Source organism: Pedobacter sp. PACM 27299, assembly GCF_001412655.1.
Classification (GTDB): domain Bacteria; phylum Bacteroidota; class Bacteroidia; order Sphingobacteriales; family Sphingobacteriaceae; genus Pedobacter.
Genome location: NZ_CP012996.1, coordinates 5,367,429 through 5,386,172, shown reverse-complemented (window position 1 = coordinate 5,386,172; position 18,744 = coordinate 5,367,429). Strand labels below are relative to the sequence as shown.

General features: G+C 39.8%; 19 protein-coding genes. 14 read left to right on the top strand and 5 right to left on the bottom strand.

The window, feature by feature from the left end; translation table 11 throughout:
* Positions 1 to 318 precede the first annotated feature (318 nt).
* The 5 genes from AQ505_RS22565 to yihA form a co-directional block, all read right to left on the bottom strand.
* Positions 319 to 567, bottom strand: coding sequence for a hypothetical protein (locus AQ505_RS22565; protein WP_062550258.1), 249 nt, complete (start codon positions 565 to 567; stop codon positions 319 to 321).
* A gap of 163 nt (positions 568 to 730) precedes the next feature.
* On the bottom strand, positions 731 to 2,686 hold the full coding sequence (locus AQ505_RS22560; protein WP_062550257.1) for an amino acid permease: 1,956 nt from the start codon (positions 2,684 to 2,686) through the stop codon (positions 731 to 733).
* Between the two features lie 56 nt (positions 2,687 to 2,742).
* Positions 2,743 to 4,458: a M3 family oligoendopeptidase gene (locus tag AQ505_RS22555; RefSeq protein ID WP_062550256.1), complete on the bottom strand. Its 1,716-nt coding sequence runs from the start codon at positions 4,456 to 4,458 to the stop codon at positions 2,743 to 2,745.
* A 150-nt stretch (positions 4,459 to 4,608) separates the two neighbouring features.
* Positions 4,609 to 5,478 (bottom strand): UbiA-like polyprenyltransferase, encoded by an 870-nt coding sequence (locus AQ505_RS22550; protein WP_062550255.1) that lies wholly within the window; start codon positions 5,476 to 5,478, stop codon positions 4,609 to 4,611.
* 15 nt (positions 5,479 to 5,493) lie between these two features.
* Positions 5,494 to 6,120 carry a ribosome biogenesis GTP-binding protein YihA/YsxC gene (yihA, locus tag AQ505_RS22545; protein ID WP_062550254.1) on the bottom strand — a complete coding sequence of 209 codons (627 nt, stop codon included), beginning with the start codon at positions 6,118 to 6,120 and terminating at the stop codon, positions 5,494 to 5,496.
* A gap of 52 nt (positions 6,121 to 6,172) precedes the next feature.
* Here yihA and ubiE point away from each other — a divergent pair, with 52 nt between their 5' ends.
* The 14 genes from ubiE (at position 6,173) to AQ505_RS22475 (ending at position 18,628) form a co-directional block, all read left to right on the top strand.
* On the top strand, positions 6,173 to 6,904 hold the full coding sequence (gene ubiE, locus AQ505_RS22540; protein WP_062550253.1) for a bifunctional demethylmenaquinone methyltransferase/2-methoxy-6-polyprenyl-1,4-benzoquinol methylase UbiE: 732 nt from the start codon (positions 6,173 to 6,175) through the stop codon (positions 6,902 to 6,904).
* A gap of 62 nt (positions 6,905 to 6,966) precedes the next feature.
* Positions 6,967 to 7,725, top strand: a complete 759-nt coding sequence (porT, locus tag AQ505_RS22535; RefSeq protein ID WP_062550252.1) for a type IX secretion/gliding motility protein PorT/SprT — start codon at positions 6,967 to 6,969, stop codon at positions 7,723 to 7,725.
* A 169-nt stretch (positions 7,726 to 7,894) separates the two neighbouring features.
* Positions 7,895 to 8,650: an SDR family NAD(P)-dependent oxidoreductase gene (locus AQ505_RS22530; RefSeq protein ID WP_062550251.1), complete on the top strand. Its 756-nt coding sequence runs from the start codon at positions 7,895 to 7,897 to the stop codon at positions 8,648 to 8,650.
* An 18-nt stretch (positions 8,651 to 8,668) separates the two neighbouring features.
* The gene (locus tag AQ505_RS22525; RefSeq protein ID WP_062550250.1) at positions 8,669 to 9,115 is read left to right on the top strand and encodes a GatB/YqeY domain-containing protein; all 447 of its coding nucleotides are present in this window, start codon (positions 8,669 to 8,671) and stop codon (positions 9,113 to 9,115) included.
* A gap of 112 nt (positions 9,116 to 9,227) precedes the next feature.
* The gene (locus tag AQ505_RS22520; protein WP_062550249.1) at positions 9,228 to 9,992 is read left to right on the top strand and encodes an alpha/beta fold hydrolase; all 765 of its coding nucleotides are present in this window, start codon (positions 9,228 to 9,230) and stop codon (positions 9,990 to 9,992) included.
* A 4-nt stretch (positions 9,993 to 9,996) separates the two neighbouring features.
* Positions 9,997 to 10,659, top strand: coding sequence for a CBS domain-containing protein (locus tag AQ505_RS22515; protein WP_062550248.1), 663 nt, complete (start codon positions 9,997 to 9,999; stop codon positions 10,657 to 10,659).
* Between the two features lie 9 nt (positions 10,660 to 10,668).
* Complete coding sequence (locus AQ505_RS22510) at positions 10,669 to 11,550, top strand: NAD kinase (protein ID WP_062550247.1); 882 nt, start codon at positions 10,669 to 10,671, stop codon at positions 11,548 to 11,550.
* A gap of 1 nt (position 11,551) precedes the next feature.
* Positions 11,552 to 12,373, top strand: a complete 822-nt coding sequence (locus AQ505_RS22505; protein ID WP_062550246.1) for a type IX secretion system protein PorG — start codon at positions 11,552 to 11,554, stop codon at positions 12,371 to 12,373.
* Positions 12,374 to 12,391: 18 nt separating this feature from the next.
* Positions 12,392 to 13,132 (top strand): isoprenyl transferase, encoded by a 741-nt coding sequence (locus tag AQ505_RS22500; RefSeq protein WP_062550245.1) that lies wholly within the window; start codon positions 12,392 to 12,394, stop codon positions 13,130 to 13,132.
* A gap of 63 nt (positions 13,133 to 13,195) precedes the next feature.
* The gene (gene bamA, locus AQ505_RS22495; RefSeq protein ID WP_062550244.1) at positions 13,196 to 15,745 is read left to right on the top strand and encodes an outer membrane protein assembly factor BamA; all 2,550 of its coding nucleotides are present in this window, start codon (positions 13,196 to 13,198) and stop codon (positions 15,743 to 15,745) included.
* Positions 15,746 to 15,770: 25 nt separating this feature from the next.
* Positions 15,771 to 16,301, top strand: a complete 531-nt coding sequence (locus AQ505_RS22490; protein ID WP_062550243.1) for an OmpH family outer membrane protein — start codon at positions 15,771 to 15,773, stop codon at positions 16,299 to 16,301.
* Positions 16,302 to 16,355: 54 nt separating this feature from the next.
* Positions 16,356 to 16,910, top strand: a complete 555-nt coding sequence (locus AQ505_RS22485; RefSeq protein ID WP_062550242.1) for an OmpH family outer membrane protein — start codon at positions 16,356 to 16,358, stop codon at positions 16,908 to 16,910.
* 63 nt (positions 16,911 to 16,973) lie between these two features.
* Positions 16,974 to 17,804 (top strand): glutamate racemase, encoded by an 831-nt coding sequence (gene murI / locus AQ505_RS22480; RefSeq protein WP_062550241.1) that lies wholly within the window; start codon positions 16,974 to 16,976, stop codon positions 17,802 to 17,804.
* A 284-nt stretch (positions 17,805 to 18,088) separates the two neighbouring features.
* The gene (locus AQ505_RS22475; protein ID WP_062550240.1) at positions 18,089 to 18,628 is read left to right on the top strand and encodes a GIN domain-containing protein; all 540 of its coding nucleotides are present in this window, start codon (positions 18,089 to 18,091) and stop codon (positions 18,626 to 18,628) included.
* Positions 18,629 to 18,744: the final 116 nt, after the last annotated feature.

Genomic DNA, 18,744 nt, shown 5'->3' with positions numbered 1-18,744 from the left:
TGTCGCCATGCAGGTCATAGAAACGGCAATGATAAATTTCGATACCATTCATCGGCCAGCCATGGTCATCATAAAAGGAAAAATCGCGGTTTTTTAAGGTGAATTATAAAGTATAGGCAATAAAAAATGGAAATCCTGTTAAATAAAAAAGGCTCCGGGGAGGAGCCTTTAGTGTTGGTCTTCTGACCGAACAACTATAGGGATAATTATAGGAGGGCAATTTAACGGGTATAAATACCATATCTAAGATAGGTAATTATTTTCTAAAAGATGGATTTATGAGATAACAAGTCATAAGTGGGGGGCAAAATCAAATTTTTATACACCCGTTGATGAAGAAATAAATAAATTAATCAGGAAATATTTATTTCCTGATGTTTTTTGGTATAAAGGCTTGCACTGAACTTTGAGTTTTTCAAGATGTCTTTTTTTTGGCTGGATTTCTACCTGATTTTCTTTAAATGACTCCTTAAAATGGCGTATAAAACAAAGGATGACTTCGCTATCTGTTTTGCTCTTGTTTTGCTCTTGTTTTGCTTTTCTGTTCCAATGCTGTTGCTCTGGCAAAACAACAGCAAAACAAGAGCAATAGTAGTGCAGGTAAAATTATGAGTTGAAATAGGAGATTTCCAGGGTTAATCATTGGTTAATATATGGTTAAGAGTGTAAATTCCAGAACAAAAAAAGGGTGTCTGAAAAGACACCCTATATGATAAATTGATCAGCCGAATTAGGAGATCGCGCTGCTTTCTTTACCTAATTTACTATGTCTGTAACCATAAAGGAAGTAGACTACCAGTCCGATGGCCAGCCAGATGCCGAAGCCGATCCAGTTGGAAATTCCAAGCTCACACATCATATATAAACAGCTCATTAAGCCTAAAACAGGAATCAATGATAAGTTTTTTGTGATACAGAAATAAGTGATCACTAGGCAAATCATAAAGAAAATCCACATGGGGATTTTATGCTTAAATAAGGACCATCCTTCTTCGTATTTCTTCTCTATGCTTACTGCGGATTGATCCACAAACTGTTGGTATTGTATTTCGGAAAGCTCAGCCAGGTAACCTGCAGCATCTAATGTTTGTCCTGGGGCAACTTTTATCGGACCATTTTTAATTTCCTCTTTCACGGATTCCAGTTCTTTCCCGTTTAGTGAAGTAATGAAATGAACTGGTGCAACAATCTTTGGAGTATTGAAAACAAAGGCATTCATTTCTTGCTTATAAGTGGTAAAACCGAAAATTAAAGCAGCAATCAATGCAAAAGGGATAATGTATTTAGAGTTCACATAAGGTGTTTTAAACTTCCCTCGCTGAATATTTGGTTTATTTTGAAGCACCAACACACCCGCACAAACCAGTACAAATGCAAATAAGGTTCCTATAGAGCAAAGATCGGTAACGATCGTCAGGTTCATAAATAAGGAAGGGATGGCCACTACAAAACCCACCACAATCGTTGCGAAAGAAGGTGTTTTATAGACCGGATGAATCTTAGAAAATGATTTTGGCAATAAACCATCACGGCTCATGCTCATCCAGATTCTAGGCTGTCCCATTTGGAATACCAATAACACACTGGCCATAGCAAACACTGCACTCACGGCGATAATTCCGCTCATTAGCTTCAGGTTGATGTGGTCAAATACGAAGGCCAATGGATCACCAACAGCTAAAAGGCTGTAATTTACAATCCCGGTCAGCACTAAAGCAATGGCTACGTATAAAATGGTACAGATGATAATCGCCCACATCATCCCCCTGGGCAGATCGCGCTGCGGGTTTTTACATTCTTCTGCAGTAGTAGAAATGGCATCAAAACCTATATAGGCAAAGAATACTGCCGATACCCCTTTAAGTACTCCCGATACCCCATTTGGCGCGAAAGGATCCCAGTTTGCCGTATCTACATAGAAAATACCTACTGACAATACCAGTAAAATCACAGCCAGTTTAACCACTACCATAGCATTACTTGCATTTCTGGATTCCTTCATTCCTCTGTAAATCAGCCAGGTAATCAAGATGATAATCCCTAGTGCTGGAATGTCGGCTACGATGTGGAAGTCACCAATTTTTGGTGCGGTAATCCAGGCATTATTGGCCAGTTTAGTCGCTTCATCCAGGTTAGCGAAATCCTTCCCGGCATTGACTAATGCTTCCGCATGTTTATGACCATTATAGGCAGAAAGGTAATCCATGGTGGCCCAATCAGGCACATGTATCCCTTTGATGCCCAATGCGGGTATGTTGATGGAGGAGAGGAGTCCCGTAAAGTAGTCGGACCAGGAAATGGCTACGGTGATGTTCCCGATGGAGTATTCCATAATCAGCGACCAGCCAATGATCCAGGCTACTAATTCGCCAAAGGCGACATAAGAATAGGTATAAGCGCTGCCTGAAACAGGTACCATTGACGCAAATTCAGCATAAGCGAAGGCGGCAAAACTACAGGCAATGGCGGTAAAGATAAACAGGAATATCACTGCCGGACCTCCATCCGCACTTGCTTTTCCAATGGTACTGAAGATACCTGCGCCAATAATGGCCGCAATTCCAAAAGCGGTCAGGTCTCTTACGCCTAAGGTCTTTTGCAGGGAATCCCCATGTTCTCCATGGCCCTTTGCGGCATCTTCTAATATCTTGGATATGGACTTCTTTCTGAAGAGTTTTTCAAACATTGAATGCTGGTTAGTTTAGTTTGTATTATTCAAACTTATAAATTACTTCTAAACAATTAACCTAATTTCTGTAATTCGTCCTTTACGAAGGAAGCCAGTTCCTCAATATAACTCAGACTGAAATCGAATTTAATGCCTGCTGTTTCATAAATTTCATTGATTGGTTTGGTATAACCCAGGGATAATGCAGCAAGGTATTGCTCCAATGCTTTTTGTGGATTTTCCTTGTAATTTTTCCAGATCGCAATGGCGCCCAATTGCGCAATCGCATATTCTATGTAATAAAAAGGAACCTCAAATAAGTGTAATTGTTTCTGCCATAGGTTGCCAAATTCAGCCTCCTGACCTTCCCAATTTGCAAATCCAGCACCAAATCGTGTATAAATCTGTTTGAAAGTTTCTTCTCTGTCGGCTGCATTATGACCAGGATTGGTATAGATCCAATGCTGGAACTGATCGATCACCGCTACCCATGGAAGGGTTTTCAGTACATCTGCCAGCTGTTCTTTTTTAGCGCGTAATAAATCTTCTTCCTTATCGAAATAAACATCCCAGTAATCCATAGAAATTAATTCCATACTCATGGAAGCCAATTCTGCTACTTCAGATGGACAATGTTTAAAGTCGTTCAGCTCCAGGTTTGCAGTCATAAAGGTATGGATCGCATGGCCGCCCTCATGAACCATCGTAGTCAGGTCTCTTAGGGAACCTGCGGAGTTCATGAAAATAAATGGGGCACCAGTTTCTGCCAGCGGATAGTTGTATCCTCCAGGTGCTTTTCCTTTTCTGCTTTCTACATCAAACAGGTTATTTGCTTTCATCGTAGTCAGCATTTGACCTAACTTAGGATCAATGGCATGGAAACATTCGATGCTTTTATCAATCAGCTCTTCCCCATTTTTGAAAGGTTTTAAAGCGGCTTTACCAGTGGTGCTCACTTCCATATCCCAGGGTTTTAGGGTAGTTAATCCTAAAGCATCCGCACGTTTTTGCGCTTGTTCTTTCAGAATAGGCACGACCTGCTTTTCAATAGCTTCATGGAAATGATAACAATCCTGTGGCGTATAATCAAATCTGCCCAAGGCCTGGAACATATAATCCCTGTAGTTTTCAAAACCCGCATTTAAGGCTACCTGATGACGCATCACCAGCAGTTCATCAAAGAGGATGTTTAAATCGTCTTTGTCTACCAAACGACGCTGCTGAATGGTTTCCCAGGCTTGTTGCCTAACCGCTCTGTCTGTATCTTTAATGAAGTTTGAAGCTTGTTCAAGCGTGTATTCCTGGCCATTAATTTCTACACTCATCGCGCCGGTAATGCCTTGGTAGCGCTGCTGAGCCACTTGTAGCTTAGTCAGCAGTTCCACATTTTCCTCGCGATAGATTTCAATTGCTTTTCTGATCGCTCTGATGTAAACGAAATATTTTTCCTGATCCAGCTCGTCAATAAAGGGGCTGTCGTTGAATTTTTGATTTAATTGATTGGCAATAGGGGAGATCTTTGGCTCAATTTCCGTAGCAAAATATTGAAAATCTTCCACTAGCTTTTCATTTGCCGTATCACAGCTCATGCGGATGTATCTCCAGGCAAAATCTTCCTCTAAGGCCGCTTCCAGCTCACTTTTGTCTTTAAGCCATTTTTCAAGTTCTTGAACATCAGCAATTGGACGCTCCAGCAATTCTTGTAAAATTGGGGATAAATTATCCCATTTCATTTCCAATTGTTGTGGGATATAAGCCCTTTGCTTTACCGGTATATTAAGATTGATCATAGCTTTTTTTAAATTACTATGGCAAATATAATGAACGCGGGGCAGAGGCTGATAAATCTGCCAATTAAAATGCGGCTTAATGTAAAAAGCCTTTTTCGAGCAGGGCTTGAAAAAGGCTTTCTAAAATATGCTGACCGCAATAGCTGCTGGTTAATAGAACAGTGTCCTCATTAAGGTGTCTAAAAGGAAGCAGGCGGCAAAAATTACAGAGGCAAAACCATTGGTGGTCATAAAGGCCCTGTCTACTTTGCTAATGTCGTTTGGCTTCACCAGCAGGTGCTGATAAATCAGCATCGAGCAGAAAAAGGCAACACCCAGGTAATAGAACCAGCTAAAATTATCCGGTGCCAGAATAATGGGAACAATGACACACAATGCTGAAAATACATGAAGTACTTCTGAAAGCTTCAAGGCATTTTTAATTCCCAATGCTGCGGGAATGGAATGGAGTTTTTCATCGCGGTCAAAATCTTCGTCCTGCAAGGCATAAATGATGTCGAAACCACTTACCCAGAAGAGCACTGCGAAAGAATAAAGTACTGGAATGACGGCAAACTGTCCGGTAACGGCGATGTAAGCACCAATAGGGGCCAGGGCAAGCCCTAAACCGAGTACCATGTGACAAAGCGCAGTGAATCTTTTGGTATAGCTATAAAATAACACCACAAACAGCGCTATCGGGGAAAGGTAAAAGCAAAGCGGATTGATAAAAATGGTCGTCACCATGAATAAGATACAGTTGACGATCACAAAAATCAGCGCTTCATTAGCGGAGACCCTTCCTGCCGGAATATCACGCATTTGCGTACGTGGGTTTTTGGCATCGATATTTCTGTCCAGGTATCTGTTAAAAGCCATTGCCGCATTGCGGGCAAAGACCATACACAGCAATACCATCACCAATAAAGTCCATTTAAAAGGACTGGTAGTCGTTGTTACACCTAAAAAGAATCCAATCATTGCAAAGGGTAATGCAAAAACGGAGTGGGCAAACAGTACCAGTGAAAAATATTTTTTCATATCCGCAATACCTGTTTAGTCTTCCTGAGGGGTTAAAATTGGCATGGCGAAGTCAAGATTTGTCTGTTCAATAAAGTCCAGGATCTCTTCTCTGCCTTGTTGTTTCTCCGCAGAAGTGACAAAACATGGAGGGATTTCTTCAAACCATCCACCCAATGCTTTCTTAAAAGCGGCAATGTTTTTATCCGTTTTCGTTGCCGATTGTTTATCTGCCTTAGTGAAAGCCAGTACGAAAGGAATTTGGATTTCGCCCATCCAGCAGCAAAACTCAAGATCGATTTTTTGAGGTTCTAATCTGCTGTCTATCAATACGAAAACGCATTGTAGACTTTCTCTTCTGGTGATGTAGTAACGGATAAATTTCTCCCAGCTCTCTCTGCTGTTCTTCGAAACTTTGGCATAACCATACCCTGGTAAATCTACAATATACCATTTTTCGTTGATGAGAAAATGGTTAATTAGCTGGGTTTTACCCGGCTTTTGGGACGTTTTTGCTAAACCATGCTGATTCACCAGCATATTGATCAATGAAGACTTCCCTACGTTGGAACGTCCGATAAATGCGTATTCGGGCATATTGGCCACAGGCAAAGCTGAAACCTTTGTATTACTACAAATAAATGTTGCTGATTTTATAATCATTTGACAAAGGTAGAAAATTAGTTTTCAACAATACTTATCTTTGCAGCATACCATGAACGAAAAGATTACACCATACCAGTCTGCAACCGCTACTAAAAAGGAACAAGTAGCCTCTATGTTTGATAACATATCTGAAACTTATGATTTTTTAAATCACTTTATGTCGCTCGGAATTGACATTCTATGGCGTAAAAAGGCGATTGCTGAGCTAAAAGCATTACAGCCGCGCTTGATTCTTGACGTCGCAACGGGGACCGGAGATTTTGCTTTTGAAGCGATAAAAATTCTGAAACCGGAGAAAGTAATTGGGGTAGATATTTCTGATGGAATGCTGGAAGTGGCCAGAAAAAAGATAAAAGAGCGCAATTTGGGCAGTATTTTCTCTGTACAAATGGGCGATTCTGAAGGTTTACATTTTGACGACAATCATTTTGATGCGGTTACCGTAGCATTTGGGGTAAGAAATTATGAAAATTTAGAAAAGGGATTGGCAGATATGTACCGGGTATTGAAACCAGGTGGTAAAATTGTGATCCTTGAATTTTCAAAACCAAGAAAATTCCCGATTAAACAAGGGTATAACTTTTACTTTAACCACATCACGCCGACGCTTGGAAAGATCTTTTCAAAAGATAACAAAGCCTATACTTATTTACCGGAATCAGTTGCAGCATTCCCGGATGGAGATGCTTTTAATCAAATGATGACTAAAGTTGGTTTCAAAGAAGCGAAGGACAACAGGCTGACATTCGGCGTGTGTGCAATTTATACCGGAGTAAAATAATTCTGTAGGAAAAACTACATTCTGCAGCAGAAAATCACGATATTCCAATCAAAGAACCCAGAATGAAAATAAAACTATTCTTTTTTTCTCTCTTGATGCTGATCGTTTCTACAGGAAAAGCGCAGAATTGGGGCGGAGGAATAGATGATACTGATCTTCACTTTGGATTTACTTTTCAATACCTCTCTTCGGAGTATAAAGTATTAAAGAAAGCAGATTGGAAGGAAAGTCCGGGATATATCAGCGATTTGCCGGGCTATGTGCCCAGAGGATTGAGCTCTATAGCGGCAAAGCCTTCTCCTGGATTTGGAATTGGCTTTGTGGTCAATCAAAAAGTACTGGAAAATGTGGATCTCCGCTTAACACCCGTGCTGGTCTTTAACGATCGGGTTTTGACCTATCGCTTTGAAAATATACCAATCAGCCCCGGACAAGAGTTTTTAGAAGTAGAGAAAAAGGTGCAGTCTACTTTGGTGGAATTTCCTTTAGGACTGAAAATTAAGTCGAACAGAAGGAACAATTTCCGAGCTTACATGATTGGAGGCATTAAATATTCTGCGGACATTTCTTCCAAGAAAAAGAGCGACAATACCAAGGTGACTGATCCGATGGAGATGTTCCTGAATAACAAAAGAAGTTTTCTTTCTTATGAAGCAGGTTTAGGAATGGACTTGTATTTTGAATACTTCAAAATGTCTCCGGAACTAAAACTATCTTATTCTCTTGATAATGTTATGAAAAGGGAAGCACCACACGTGTTTTCCAATCCAATCGATAAGCTGATGCTGCGCCATGTAACCTTCAGTTTGTTTTTTGAGTGATTTGTCAGATTTTTTTTAGTTTTGTTCATACCATTAGCTGCTTGACCGCATAATATCGGTACTAAGAAACAAAGCCTGCCAAAAAGAATATCCGTATTGAAAAGCAATAACCGATATAAAAAACGAGAAACATTTTTTTAACAATTAGCATTAAAGAAACAATAGAACAATGAAAACTGCATTAATTACAGGAGCAACTTCAGGAATCGGCGCTGCATGTGCGGAGTTATTCGCTGCACAAGGTTATCATTTGATCCTGGTTGCCCGAAGAGAAGAATTGTTAAAAGAAGCGGCCAGACGTTTGGAAGAGAAATATGCAATTGAGACCAAAACTTTGGTCGCAGATGTCAGAATTCATGACGATCTTTCTTATGTATTGGAAACTTTGCCGGCGGTATGGAAAGAGGTAGATGTCTTGATTAATAATGCAGGCTTAAGTCAGGGACTTGATCCAATCGATAAAGGTAACATTTCTGATTGGGACACCATGATCGATACCAATGTAAAAGGCTTGCTTTATGTCACTAAAATAGTGTCTAACTGGATGATTGCCCGAAAATCGGGACACATTATCAATATTGGTTCAATTGCCGGACAAGAGGTATATCCAAATGGAAACGTATATTGTGCCACAAAACATGCAGTAGATGCACTGAATAAAGGGATGCGCATTGATTTGCTGCCCCATGGAATTAAGGTAACAGCCATCAATCCTGGAATGGTAGAAACGGAGTTCTCTAAAGTTCGTTTTAAAGGAGATGAAGGCCGCGCTAAAAAAGTATACGATGGATTAGAGCCTTTAGTGGCCAATGATATTGCGGAAGCAATTTGGTTTGCAGTGAGCAGACCGGCGCATGTCAATATCAACGACATGCTGATTATGCCAACTGCACAAGCAACGGGTACCATCATTAAAAGAGATTAAAATTTCAATTCAAAAGATATGATATCAACTACTATAGATCAGGAAATTAAAAAAGCGATGCTGGCTAAAGATCAGGCTGCATTACGAGGATTAAGAGCAATTAAAGCAGCATTATTACTAGCAAGAACCGAAAAAGGATCTGCAGAGGAATTGACAGCAGAAGCAGAAGCTAAAATCCTTCAAAAACTAGTAAAACAACGCAAAGAATCTGCTGATATCTACAAAACACAAGGTCGTGAAGATTTGAGTATTATTGAAGAAGAAGAGATTGAAGTAATTAGCAAGTTCTTACCTAAGCAATTAGAGCAGGCAGAAATAGAAAGCATTATCGCTCAAATCATTAAAGATGCAGGTGCAACTTCGGTGAAAGAAATGGGTAAAGTTATCGGCTTGGCCAACAAAGAATTAGCGGGTAAAGCAGATGGTAAATTGATCGCTGAAATCGTTAAAACGCAATTGGCATAGATTATGCTTGAATTTTATGTGTTTAAACTTTTTTCGAAAATTAATGTCTTAAATTACATTTAATTTAAATATACTGCACTAACTTAGTAGCATTACCTTATTAACACAAAATATGAAATACGAAGTAATAGACGAAGACGGGTTTAAATATATTGAGGCTGGAAAAGGAGAACCCCTGGTATTACTTCATGGTTTAATGGGAGAGTTGAGCAATTGGGAACCGGCAATCGATCACTTTAAGCAAAATTATCACGTTATCGTACCCATTCTGCCAATTTATGAACTACCTATCCTTACTTTAGGTGTAAAAAGTTTATCAAAATATATTCACAAATTTTTAAAATATAAGAAGTTAAATCAGGTTGTTTTAATTGGAAATTCATTGGGCGGGCATATTGGATTAGTCTTTACTGCTGCGCACCAGGAAAACGTAAAAGCACTGGTATTGACCGGAAGCTCTGGCTTATATGAAAATGCATTTGGTGGTTCTTTCCCAAAAAGAGAAAACCGCGATTATATTAAAGAAAAAGTACAATTTACCTTTTATGATCCTGCTACGGCAACTGACGAATTGGTAGATGAAGTTTATAAAAGTGTGAACGACCGTTCTAGAGTGATCAGAATTCTGGCCCTGGCAAAATCTGCCATCCGCCATAATATGTCGAAGGAACTGTCAAGAATTACAATTCCAGTTTCCTTAATTTGGGGAAAGCAGGATAAAATTACTCCTCCGGAAGTGGCAGAAGAATTCCATGAACTATTGCCAAATTCAGAGTTAAACTGGGTAGACAAATGCGGACATGCACCGATGATGGAGCGTCCGGAAATCTTCAATGAATATTTGGAGAAGTTTTTGAATAGAGTATTATTAAAATAAAATAATGTTTGCAGCTGAACTCATATCTAATTCAATTCCTCCGCTAAAGACTTCTGATTCGGTTCAGAAAGCTTTGGATCGGATGACTGAGTTCAAGCTATACCACTTGCCCATTGTCAATGAGACTCAGTTTTTGGGATTGCTGGCAGAGGAAGAGCTGATAGAAATTAGGGACCATACTCAGGCAATCGGAAGTTTGCCTTTATCCATTTTAAACCCTTTTGTATATGAAGATGCGCATATCTATGACATCATCAGGCTTTTTCACCAACTGCATTTATCGGTAATTCCAGTACTGGACTATAAAAAGAACTATCTGGGGCTCATTTCCATAAACAATCTGCTGGATTATACCGCTGATATTTATGCGGTTAAAGAGCCGGGGGGGATTATAGTGCTGGAAATCAGCAACCGCAATAACTCCCTTTCCCACATGGCACAAATTGTAGAAGCAGACAATGCGCAGATCCTTTCTTCTTATGTGCAATCTTTTCCCGATTCTACAAGATTAGAGGTGACATTAAAGATCAATAAAACTGAGTTGTCGGGAATTATCGCCTCTTTTGAGCGGTATAATTACCAGGTAAAAGCTGTGTTTAACAGCACCATTTCAGACAATGGTACCGAAGACAGATATAATTCATTCATGAATTATTTAAACGTATAAACCCCATAAATGAGAACTGCAATATACGGTAGAGAGTTCAATAATAGTGTTCTACCATACGTACAGGAAGTATTCAATGTGTTGGGGGAATTTAAGAAGCCCATTCTTGTTTACAAAGAGTATTTAGACTTTATCAGAGATAAAATAAAGCTGCCAGATGGTATTGTCGCTTTTAGTCACCATAGCGAACTGGTGAATCAGACTGATGTGCTGATCAGCCTTGGAGGCGACGGAACTTTGCTGGATACGCTATCTTTAATCCGTGATTCTGGAATTCCAGTAATCGGGATTAACTTCGGCAGGTTAGGTTTTTTAGCCAGTATCAACAAAGATGAAATCCGCGTTGCAATGGAAGCTTTACGCCAGAAAGCATATGCGCTGGATAAAAGAACGCTGATCAATCTGGATTCTAAATTAGACCTTTTTGGAGAAGAGAATTTCGCCTTAAATGACATCACAATCCATAGAAGAGATAAGTCGGCGATGATGATCATTCATGCCTACATGAATGACGAATTTGTCAATTCTTACTGGGCAGATGGCTTGATCATTGCCACACCTACAGGTTCAACTGCCTATTCTTTGAGTTGCGGCGGACCGATCATTTACCCAAGTTCACAAAATTTTGTCATTACGCCAATTGCTCCTCATAACCTGAATGTAAGGCCAGTGATCATCCCTGATGATGTAAAGCTTACTTTCGAAGTAGAGGCTAGAAGTGCGAAGTTCTTGGTTTCCTGTGATTCCAGAACTGCTACCGTAGACAGGTCGGTGAAACTGACCCTGAATAAAGCAGCTTTTCATGTCAATCTGATCAGATTAAATGAGGAAAGTTATTTGAAGACATTGAGAAATAAACTACTTTGGGGAATCGATACCCGAAATTATTAAAATGCCGTACAGAACTCAGATTTTCTGTTTTTTTGCCTTGATTTTCATCGGATCTCCTGCCTTTGCCCAGAACCTGGAATTTGGATTGATCGCTGGAGGGGCAGGATATATGGGCGATCTGAACCAGTCAAAGCCGCTGAAAATAAGCGGCCTTTCGGCAGGTGCAAATGTGAAGGTGAATTTTGATCCTTACTGGACTTTGGGCCTGCATTACAGCTACGGCAAAATCAAAGAAAACGACTTGCATTCCGATAATGAGCAATTCCAGAAAAGAGGGCTTAATTTTAAAACCGCTTTAAATGAAATCAGTCTGCAGGTAGATTTCAATTTCTTTGAATATTTTGCAGGTGGGGGGACTAAAAATTTTACACCTTATATATTTGCCGGAATAGGAGGGGTTTGGTTCAATCCGATCGGGAAATACCAGGTTGCCCCGGATACGGAAGTCAGTGAATATCAGCTGCGCTTTTATCGCACTGAAGGACAAAAAGAAGCTTATAAGAATGTGGCATTAACAGTGCCTTATGGTGTTGGCTTTAAGGTAAGACTGAAAGATAATTGGGGATTATTCTCCCAAATCGGCTACCGGACGGCTTATACAGATTACCTGGATGATGTGAGCGGCAGGTATGCTGCCCCTAATCTGGAGGTATTGAATACTCCTGAACTTTTAAGAATTGGTCAGCATCTTGCAGACCCTTCAGGATCAGGAGCTAATCTTTACGGGACCCAAAGAGGAGACTTAAGAAAAAGAGATACTTATATGTTTGTAGGTATTGGCATATCTTATACCTTTGTGTCCCAAAAATGTTATACATTTTAAGCATATTTGCAATCATAAATGGGATTTAAAGAACAAATTGACGTTACACGCCTGCCTGAACACATCGCTATCATCATGGATGGAAACGGGAGATGGGCAAAAAATCAAGGCAAATTCAGGCATTTCGGCCATGAAAGTGGAGTACTCTCTGTGAAAGATATTGTGGAAGGCTGTGCCGATATCGGCATTAAACACCTGACTGTATATGCTTTTTCTACTGAAAACTGGAATAGACCTATTGAAGAAGTAAATGCTTTAATGGAATTACTGATCTCTACCATTAATCAGGAAACCGCTACACTCAACAAAAATAACATCCGGTTAAATGCCATCGGCGATATTGCCTCACTTCCTCAAAAGTGTATCGATGACTTGAAAAGTGCGATGGACAATACGGCGAAAAATACCCGTTGTACCCTTACTCTTGCCTTGAGTTACAGCGCGAAATGGGAAATCCTTGAAGCTGCTAAAAAAATAGCTCAAAAAGTTAAAGATCAGGAGATTGAAATCGATGCCATCAATGAAGAACTGTTTTCTGCCCAGCTCACTACCACCGATATTCCTGATCCGGAACTGATGATCAGAACCAGTGGAGAACATCGGGTGAGTAATTTTCTGCTTTGGCAAATGGCTTATACTGAACTGTATTTTACCGATAAGCTTTGGCCAGACTTCAGAAGGGAAGACCTTTTTGAAGCCATTGTAGACTACCAAAAACGCGAACGCCGCTTCGGTAAAATTAGTGAACAACTGAACTAATTTTACTTTTAACACTTTTTAACATGTGTTTAAATTAACTTAGCATCGATTTTTAGATTGTAAATGAAAAGAATATATCAACTCATACTATTGTTATTGATTGGTTTACCAACAATGGCACAGATCCGTCCTCAGTCCAATCCTGCAACTCCTACATTAAAAGTTAATGGTCTGGATCTGGATTATTTTAACCCCAAGGAATACACTATCGCAGATGTAACCCTGACTGGAACGAAATTTCTAGATAAAGACGTGATCATTACCCTTTCAAAATTAATTAAAGGGGAACGCATTGTACTTCCTGGTGAAGCAACAGCAAACGCAATTAAAATCCTTTGGGAACAAGGATTATTTGATGATGTAAAATTAGACATTGCTAAGATCGACGGTGATTCAGTTTACTTTGATATTGAAGTGGTAGAGCGTCCGCGCCTTTCCTCTTTTGATATTCAAGGTGTGAGTAAATCTCAGAAAACAGACATCCTGGAGAAACTGAATGCGAAGTCTACGAAATCTATTATCAACGAAAACTTATACAATTCAACCACCAGTACCATTAAAAAGTACTTGTTAGAGAAAGGTTATTTCTTTACTACGGTAAATTATAAGACTAAACCAGATCCAAATCAGGAGAACCATGTGATTTTGGAAGTGATCGTAGACAAAGGCCGTAAGGTAAAAGTTCATGAGATCAATTTTACAGGAAATGAAGTTTTTTCGGATGCGAAACTGCGTAAGTTCTTAAAGAAAACAAAACAACAGGCTTTCTATAAAGTCTTCGGATCAGGTAAATTCAATAAAGAAAAATACGACGAGGATAAGAAAACACTGATTGCTAAAATTCAGGACAGAGGTTACCGTGATGCGGTGATTCTAAAAGACAGTATTTACCGTTACAACGATAAATCTATCGGAATTAAGATCGACTTATTTGAAGGTCCTAAATACTATTTCGGAGACATCTCCTGGGTAGGAAATGCAAAGTATTCCGGAAAAGACCTGGAGCGTATTTTAGGCATCGAAAAAGGAGAGGTATTCAGTGAGGAAAAATTAGAACGGAAACTAAGAGGTAGTCCAAATAGTGATGACGTTTCCAGTTTATATCTGAATGATGGATACTTAACTTTTAACGTTGACCCCATTCAGACAAAAATTAAAGGCGACACCATTGATATGGAAATCCGTATATATGAAGGTCCTCAATATACCAACAACCGTATCACAGTGAGAGGAAATACGATCACTAACGATAGAGTAGTATTACGTACTGTACGTACCAAACCAGGTGATAAGTTCTCTAAAGATCTATTGATCCGTACGGTTCGTGACATCGGCCAATTGGGTAACTTTGATGAGTCTAAAACCGTACCTACACCTAAGCCAAATCCGGCTGATGGAACCGTAGATATTGAATATACAGTGGAAGAAAAACCTTCTGATCAGATTGAGCTGTCTGGTGGTTTTGGTGGTGGTAACATCATCGGTACCCTAGGACTTACCTTCAATAACTTCTCCTTAAGAAATCTTTTCAATCCAAGTGCTTACAAACCTTTACCAAAAGGTGATGGTCAGAAATTAAGTTTACGTGGGCAAACGAATGGTAAATACTACCAGTCTTACAGTTTCTCTTTCTCTGAGCCATGGTTAGGTGGTAAAAAACCAGTGAGTTTTGGTGTAAGTGCATTTACTTCCCTACAGTCTAACGGACGTAAAGTGGATGATCCACTAGGTCAGCAGCAAAGAATCAGATTGAATGGGGTAACTGTAAGTTTGGGTAGAATGTTAAAATGGCCAGACAATTATTTCCAGTTGAGCCATGCCTTGAGTTTCCAGCAATATATCCTGAACAATTATGGTGGTTATAAATTCAGTACCGGTACTGCTTATAACATCAGCTTAGCACAAGAGCTGAGCAGGGATTCACGTGATCATCCTATCTTCCCTCAAGGTGGTTCATATTTCAAATTTACAATTCAGGCAACACCTCCATACTCGTTGCTGAACAAGTTGAACTATAAAACTGCTTCTGATAAAGAATTCTATAAATTCACAGAGTACCACAAATGGAAATTTGAATCTCAATGGTTCCATAAACTGGCAGGTAAATTCGTAGTGAAAGCACAGGCACAGTTTGGTTTCTTAGGATCATACAATAAAGAAGTTGGAGATCCAGCCTTCGAGCGTTTCAAACTGGGTGGTGATGGTATGCAAGGTTTCGACTTCCTACAAGGATCAGAGCTGATCGCTATGCGTGGTTATGCGAACTCTGCGGTCATTCCTAATGGTGCAAACGTAGCCATCGCGCAGCAGTCAGGTAGCCCGATCTTTGCTAAGTATGTTATGGAAATCAGATATCCTGTAATTGCAAGTTCGTCTGCTACTGCCTTCCTTGTGGCTTTTGCTGAGGGTGGTAATACCTGGAACAAGTTCGGTGATTTCAATCCTTTTAACATTAGGCGCTCTGCAGGTTTTGGTGCGAAGATATTTTTACCGATATTTGGATTGTTGGGTATTGATTATGGTATTCCTTTCGATAAAATTCCTGGAATTGAAAACGGAGGAAAGCAATCCTTTACCTTTAGTATTGCTCAACAGATGGGTGGATTTAATTAACGTTTGGAATAATAAAAAATAGGCTATGAAAAAATACCTTTTAATATGCTTCTTAAGCTTTACCTGCATGGGAGCTTTTGCACAGAAGTTTGCTTATGTAGATACAGAATACATTTTAAAGCACCTTCCAGAGTATAAGTCTTCACTGAATGAGTTGAATGTAGCTTCACAGCAATGGCAAGGACAAGTGGATCAAAACTTTGTAGAGATCGACAAAATGTACAAAGCTTATCAGGCAGATCAGGTATTACTTACTGCGGATATGCGTAAGAGAAGAGAAAATGACATCATTGAAAAAGAGAAAGAGGCGAAAGATTTTCAACGTAGAATCTTCGGTCCGGACGGAGAACTTTTTCAAAAACGCACGAAGTTATTAGGTCCTATTCAGGACAAAGTAACCAAGACCATTACAGAAGTTGCAAAAGGCAAACAACTGGACTTCATCTTTGATAAAAGCAGTGAAGCAACCATGATGATTTATGCCAGCAGCAACTACGATGTCAGCAACGATGTAATCAGATTGCTGGGTTTTAAACCTGGTACGATCCTTAAGTAAGTTAACAACACAAATAGATAAACAAGTAAAAACAATTTATTAAGACAAATAGAAATGAGAAAGTCAATTAACGCATTTTTTATCGCAGCGGGGTTATTGTTTACTGCTAACGTAGCAAATGCACAACAAAAATTAGCACACTTGAACTCGGCATTGATCATTGAAGCTATGCCAGAAGTTAAAGATGCCAGAACTAAATTAGAGGCGTTTGGTAAAACTAAACAAGCTGATGTAGAGAAAATGATTACTGAATATCAAGGTAAACTTTCAGCTGCTGAAGCAAAACAGAAAACATTGAGTGAAGCCAACAAAGAAACTGTTGGTAAAGAATTACAGACAATGGGTGCTGAATTACAAGATCTTCAGAAACGTATCGAAGATGCAAGAGCTAAAGCACAGCAAGAAATGGAAGCTAAAAATGCAGAATTGTTTAACCCTATTCAGGTAAAAGCTGATGCAGCAATCAAAGCTGTTTCTAAAGAAAAAGGTTTTGCTTACGTATTCGATACTGCTAACCAGGCATTAGTTTATTGGGATGGTGGTGATGATATCACTGCTGCTGTTAAAGCTAAATTGGGTATCACTGCAACTGCAGCTCCAAAGAAATAATTAGAATTAAAATATATAAATTGCGGGATGGAGTGATCAAACTCCATCCCGCTTTTTTTTACCATGAATATTGGACAATCTATAGGCGTTTTTGATTCTGGCTACGGTGGTTTAACGGTGTTTAAATCTATCGCCAAACAATTGCCGCAATACAATTATATTTATTTGGGCGACAATGCCCGCGCTCCCTATGGAGACCATTCTTTTGAAACGGTTTATCAGTACACTTTAGAATGCGTAGAATGGCTGTTTGCTCAAGGGTGCCCATTGGTGATCCTTGCCTGTAATACGGCTTCTGCAAAGGCGCTGCGCAGCATTCAGCAAAAGGTGCTGCCGTTCAAGTATCCAAACCATCGGGTGCTGGGGGTGATCAGGCCAACCGCTGAAGTGGTAGGTCAGTATACCCAGCATAGAAAGATTGGCGTAATGGGTACGCGCGGTACTGTGAATTCCCTTTCTTATCCAATGGAGATCAATAAGTTTTATCCTGATATTGAAGTGGCACAGCAGGCTTGTCCGATGTGGGTTCCGTTGATCGAGAACAATGAGCACATTCATCGCGGAGCAGATTACTTTGTCCAAAAATACCTGGATCAGCTGCTGGAGAAAGATGCAGCTATTGATTGCATTCTTTTGGCCTGCACACATTATCCTTTGCTGATTCCTAAACTTCAGGCCATTTTACCAGCAGGTATTGAACTGCTGGGCCAGGCGGATATTGTAGCGAACAGCCTGGAATTGTATTTGCAGAACCATCCGGAAATTGCGGAGCAGATCAGCCAGCAAGGAAGCCGCAGGTTTTTTACTTCCGGAGATCGCGGGACTTTTGATCAGCATGCGTCGATTTTCTTCGGAGAAGAGGTAGAGTCAGATCAGATGCACCTCAAAATCTAACACATTTTCTGTATATCTAAGGTATTACCTGTTAAAGGCGGTCGTTGAGACCGCCTTTTTCTTTAGCCGCTTTTTCTGAATCAATTCCTGATTCTATTTCGGGGGATGGTTTATCAGCGGATCGACGAAAATATTTTCGTCGATTGGTCGAGAAGTTCTGGCATTTCGTCGAGAGGTACACTCCCATGGTCTAAAGCGCAGAAAATCGCTGAAACGTTTCTCATTTGGCTACGTCTTATCTACAAAACAACCTTAAAAATTTAAAACTTAAAAAATTAAAAGATATGAAAACTGCCATCAAAACTCTAATCGCAACTTCTCTAACTGCTATCGTTTTAACCTCTTCAGCATTCACAACATTCGCAAAGGAGAAAACACCACTGAGCATCGCTGCTCCGGTAAAATTCAATAAAGTAGTGGTAACCGGCAACGCCAAAGTAGTTCTGGTACAAGGAAACAGAGAGGACATCAGCAGCTATGATGCTTTAGCTGAAAACGGAACAAGCGTAGTTCAAAAAGGATATACCTTACACATCAACTCTACGGACAACAGCACGATCTATGTATATGTAAAAGACCTGCAGAGAATTGATGCCGCAAATACTGCAACCGTTAAAACCCGTGGTAACTTTGATTTAGCGGTTCTTCAGATCTTCTTAAAAGACGAAGCCAAAGCAGATGTAAATGCAAAAGTTAGCAGTCTTTATACCGACATCAGCGGTTATTCAGACTTGAAATTGAGCGGTTCTTCTAAAGAACACGCATTGGTTAAAAACGATGTCTCTAAGTTGAACCTGAACGATTTCGTCATCGCTAAACTTTAAAATGACCAGATCAACCTTAAAAATAATCAGATCCATTTAAAAGATCTGTCGATATATACCAGAAACCGCTCCTTCCAGAGCGGTTTCTTTGTGGGTGCTGATCTCGTTATTTTACT

What these genes read in the sequence shown, in the direction of transcription:
- AQ505_RS22560 (WP_062550257.1), bottom strand. Translation starts at nt 2,686, where the DNA reads ATGTTTGAAAAACTCTTCAGAAAGAAGTCCATATCCAAGATATTAGAA.
- AQ505_RS22555 (WP_062550256.1), bottom strand. Translation starts at nt 4,458, where the DNA reads ATGATCAATCTTAATATACCGGTAAAGCAAAGGGCTTATATCCCACAA.
- AQ505_RS22550 (WP_062550255.1), bottom strand. Translation starts at nt 5,478, where the DNA reads ATGAAAAAATATTTTTCACTGGTACTGTTTGCCCACTCCGTTTTTGCA.
- yihA (WP_062550254.1), bottom strand. Translation starts at nt 6,120, where the DNA reads ATGATTATAAAATCAGCAACATTTATTTGTAGTAATACAAAGGTTTCA.
- ubiE (WP_062550253.1), top strand. Translation starts at nt 6,173, where the DNA reads ATGAACGAAAAGATTACACCATACCAGTCTGCAACCGCTACTAAAAAG.
- porT (WP_062550252.1), top strand. Translation starts at nt 6,967, where the DNA reads ATGAAAATAAAACTATTCTTTTTTTCTCTCTTGATGCTGATCGTTTCT.
- AQ505_RS22530 (WP_062550251.1), top strand. Translation starts at nt 7,895, where the DNA reads ATGAAAACTGCATTAATTACAGGAGCAACTTCAGGAATCGGCGCTGCA.
- AQ505_RS22525 (WP_062550250.1), top strand. Translation starts at nt 8,669, where the DNA reads ATGATATCAACTACTATAGATCAGGAAATTAAAAAAGCGATGCTGGCT.
- AQ505_RS22520 (WP_062550249.1), top strand. Translation starts at nt 9,228, where the DNA reads ATGAAATACGAAGTAATAGACGAAGACGGGTTTAAATATATTGAGGCT.
- AQ505_RS22515 (WP_062550248.1), top strand. Translation starts at nt 9,997, where the DNA reads ATGTTTGCAGCTGAACTCATATCTAATTCAATTCCTCCGCTAAAGACT.
- AQ505_RS22510 (WP_062550247.1), top strand. Translation starts at nt 10,669, where the DNA reads ATGAGAACTGCAATATACGGTAGAGAGTTCAATAATAGTGTTCTACCA.
- AQ505_RS22505 (WP_062550246.1), top strand. Translation starts at nt 11,552, where the DNA reads ATGCCGTACAGAACTCAGATTTTCTGTTTTTTTGCCTTGATTTTCATC.
- AQ505_RS22500 (WP_062550245.1), top strand. Translation starts at nt 12,392, where the DNA reads ATGGGATTTAAAGAACAAATTGACGTTACACGCCTGCCTGAACACATC.
- bamA (WP_062550244.1), top strand. Translation starts at nt 13,196, where the DNA reads ATGAAAAGAATATATCAACTCATACTATTGTTATTGATTGGTTTACCA.
- AQ505_RS22490 (WP_062550243.1), top strand. Translation starts at nt 15,771, where the DNA reads ATGAAAAAATACCTTTTAATATGCTTCTTAAGCTTTACCTGCATGGGA.
- AQ505_RS22485 (WP_062550242.1), top strand. Translation starts at nt 16,356, where the DNA reads ATGAGAAAGTCAATTAACGCATTTTTTATCGCAGCGGGGTTATTGTTT.
- murI (WP_062550241.1), top strand. Translation starts at nt 16,974, where the DNA reads ATGAATATTGGACAATCTATAGGCGTTTTTGATTCTGGCTACGGTGGT.
- AQ505_RS22475 (WP_062550240.1), top strand. Translation starts at nt 18,089, where the DNA reads ATGAAAACTGCCATCAAAACTCTAATCGCAACTTCTCTAACTGCTATC.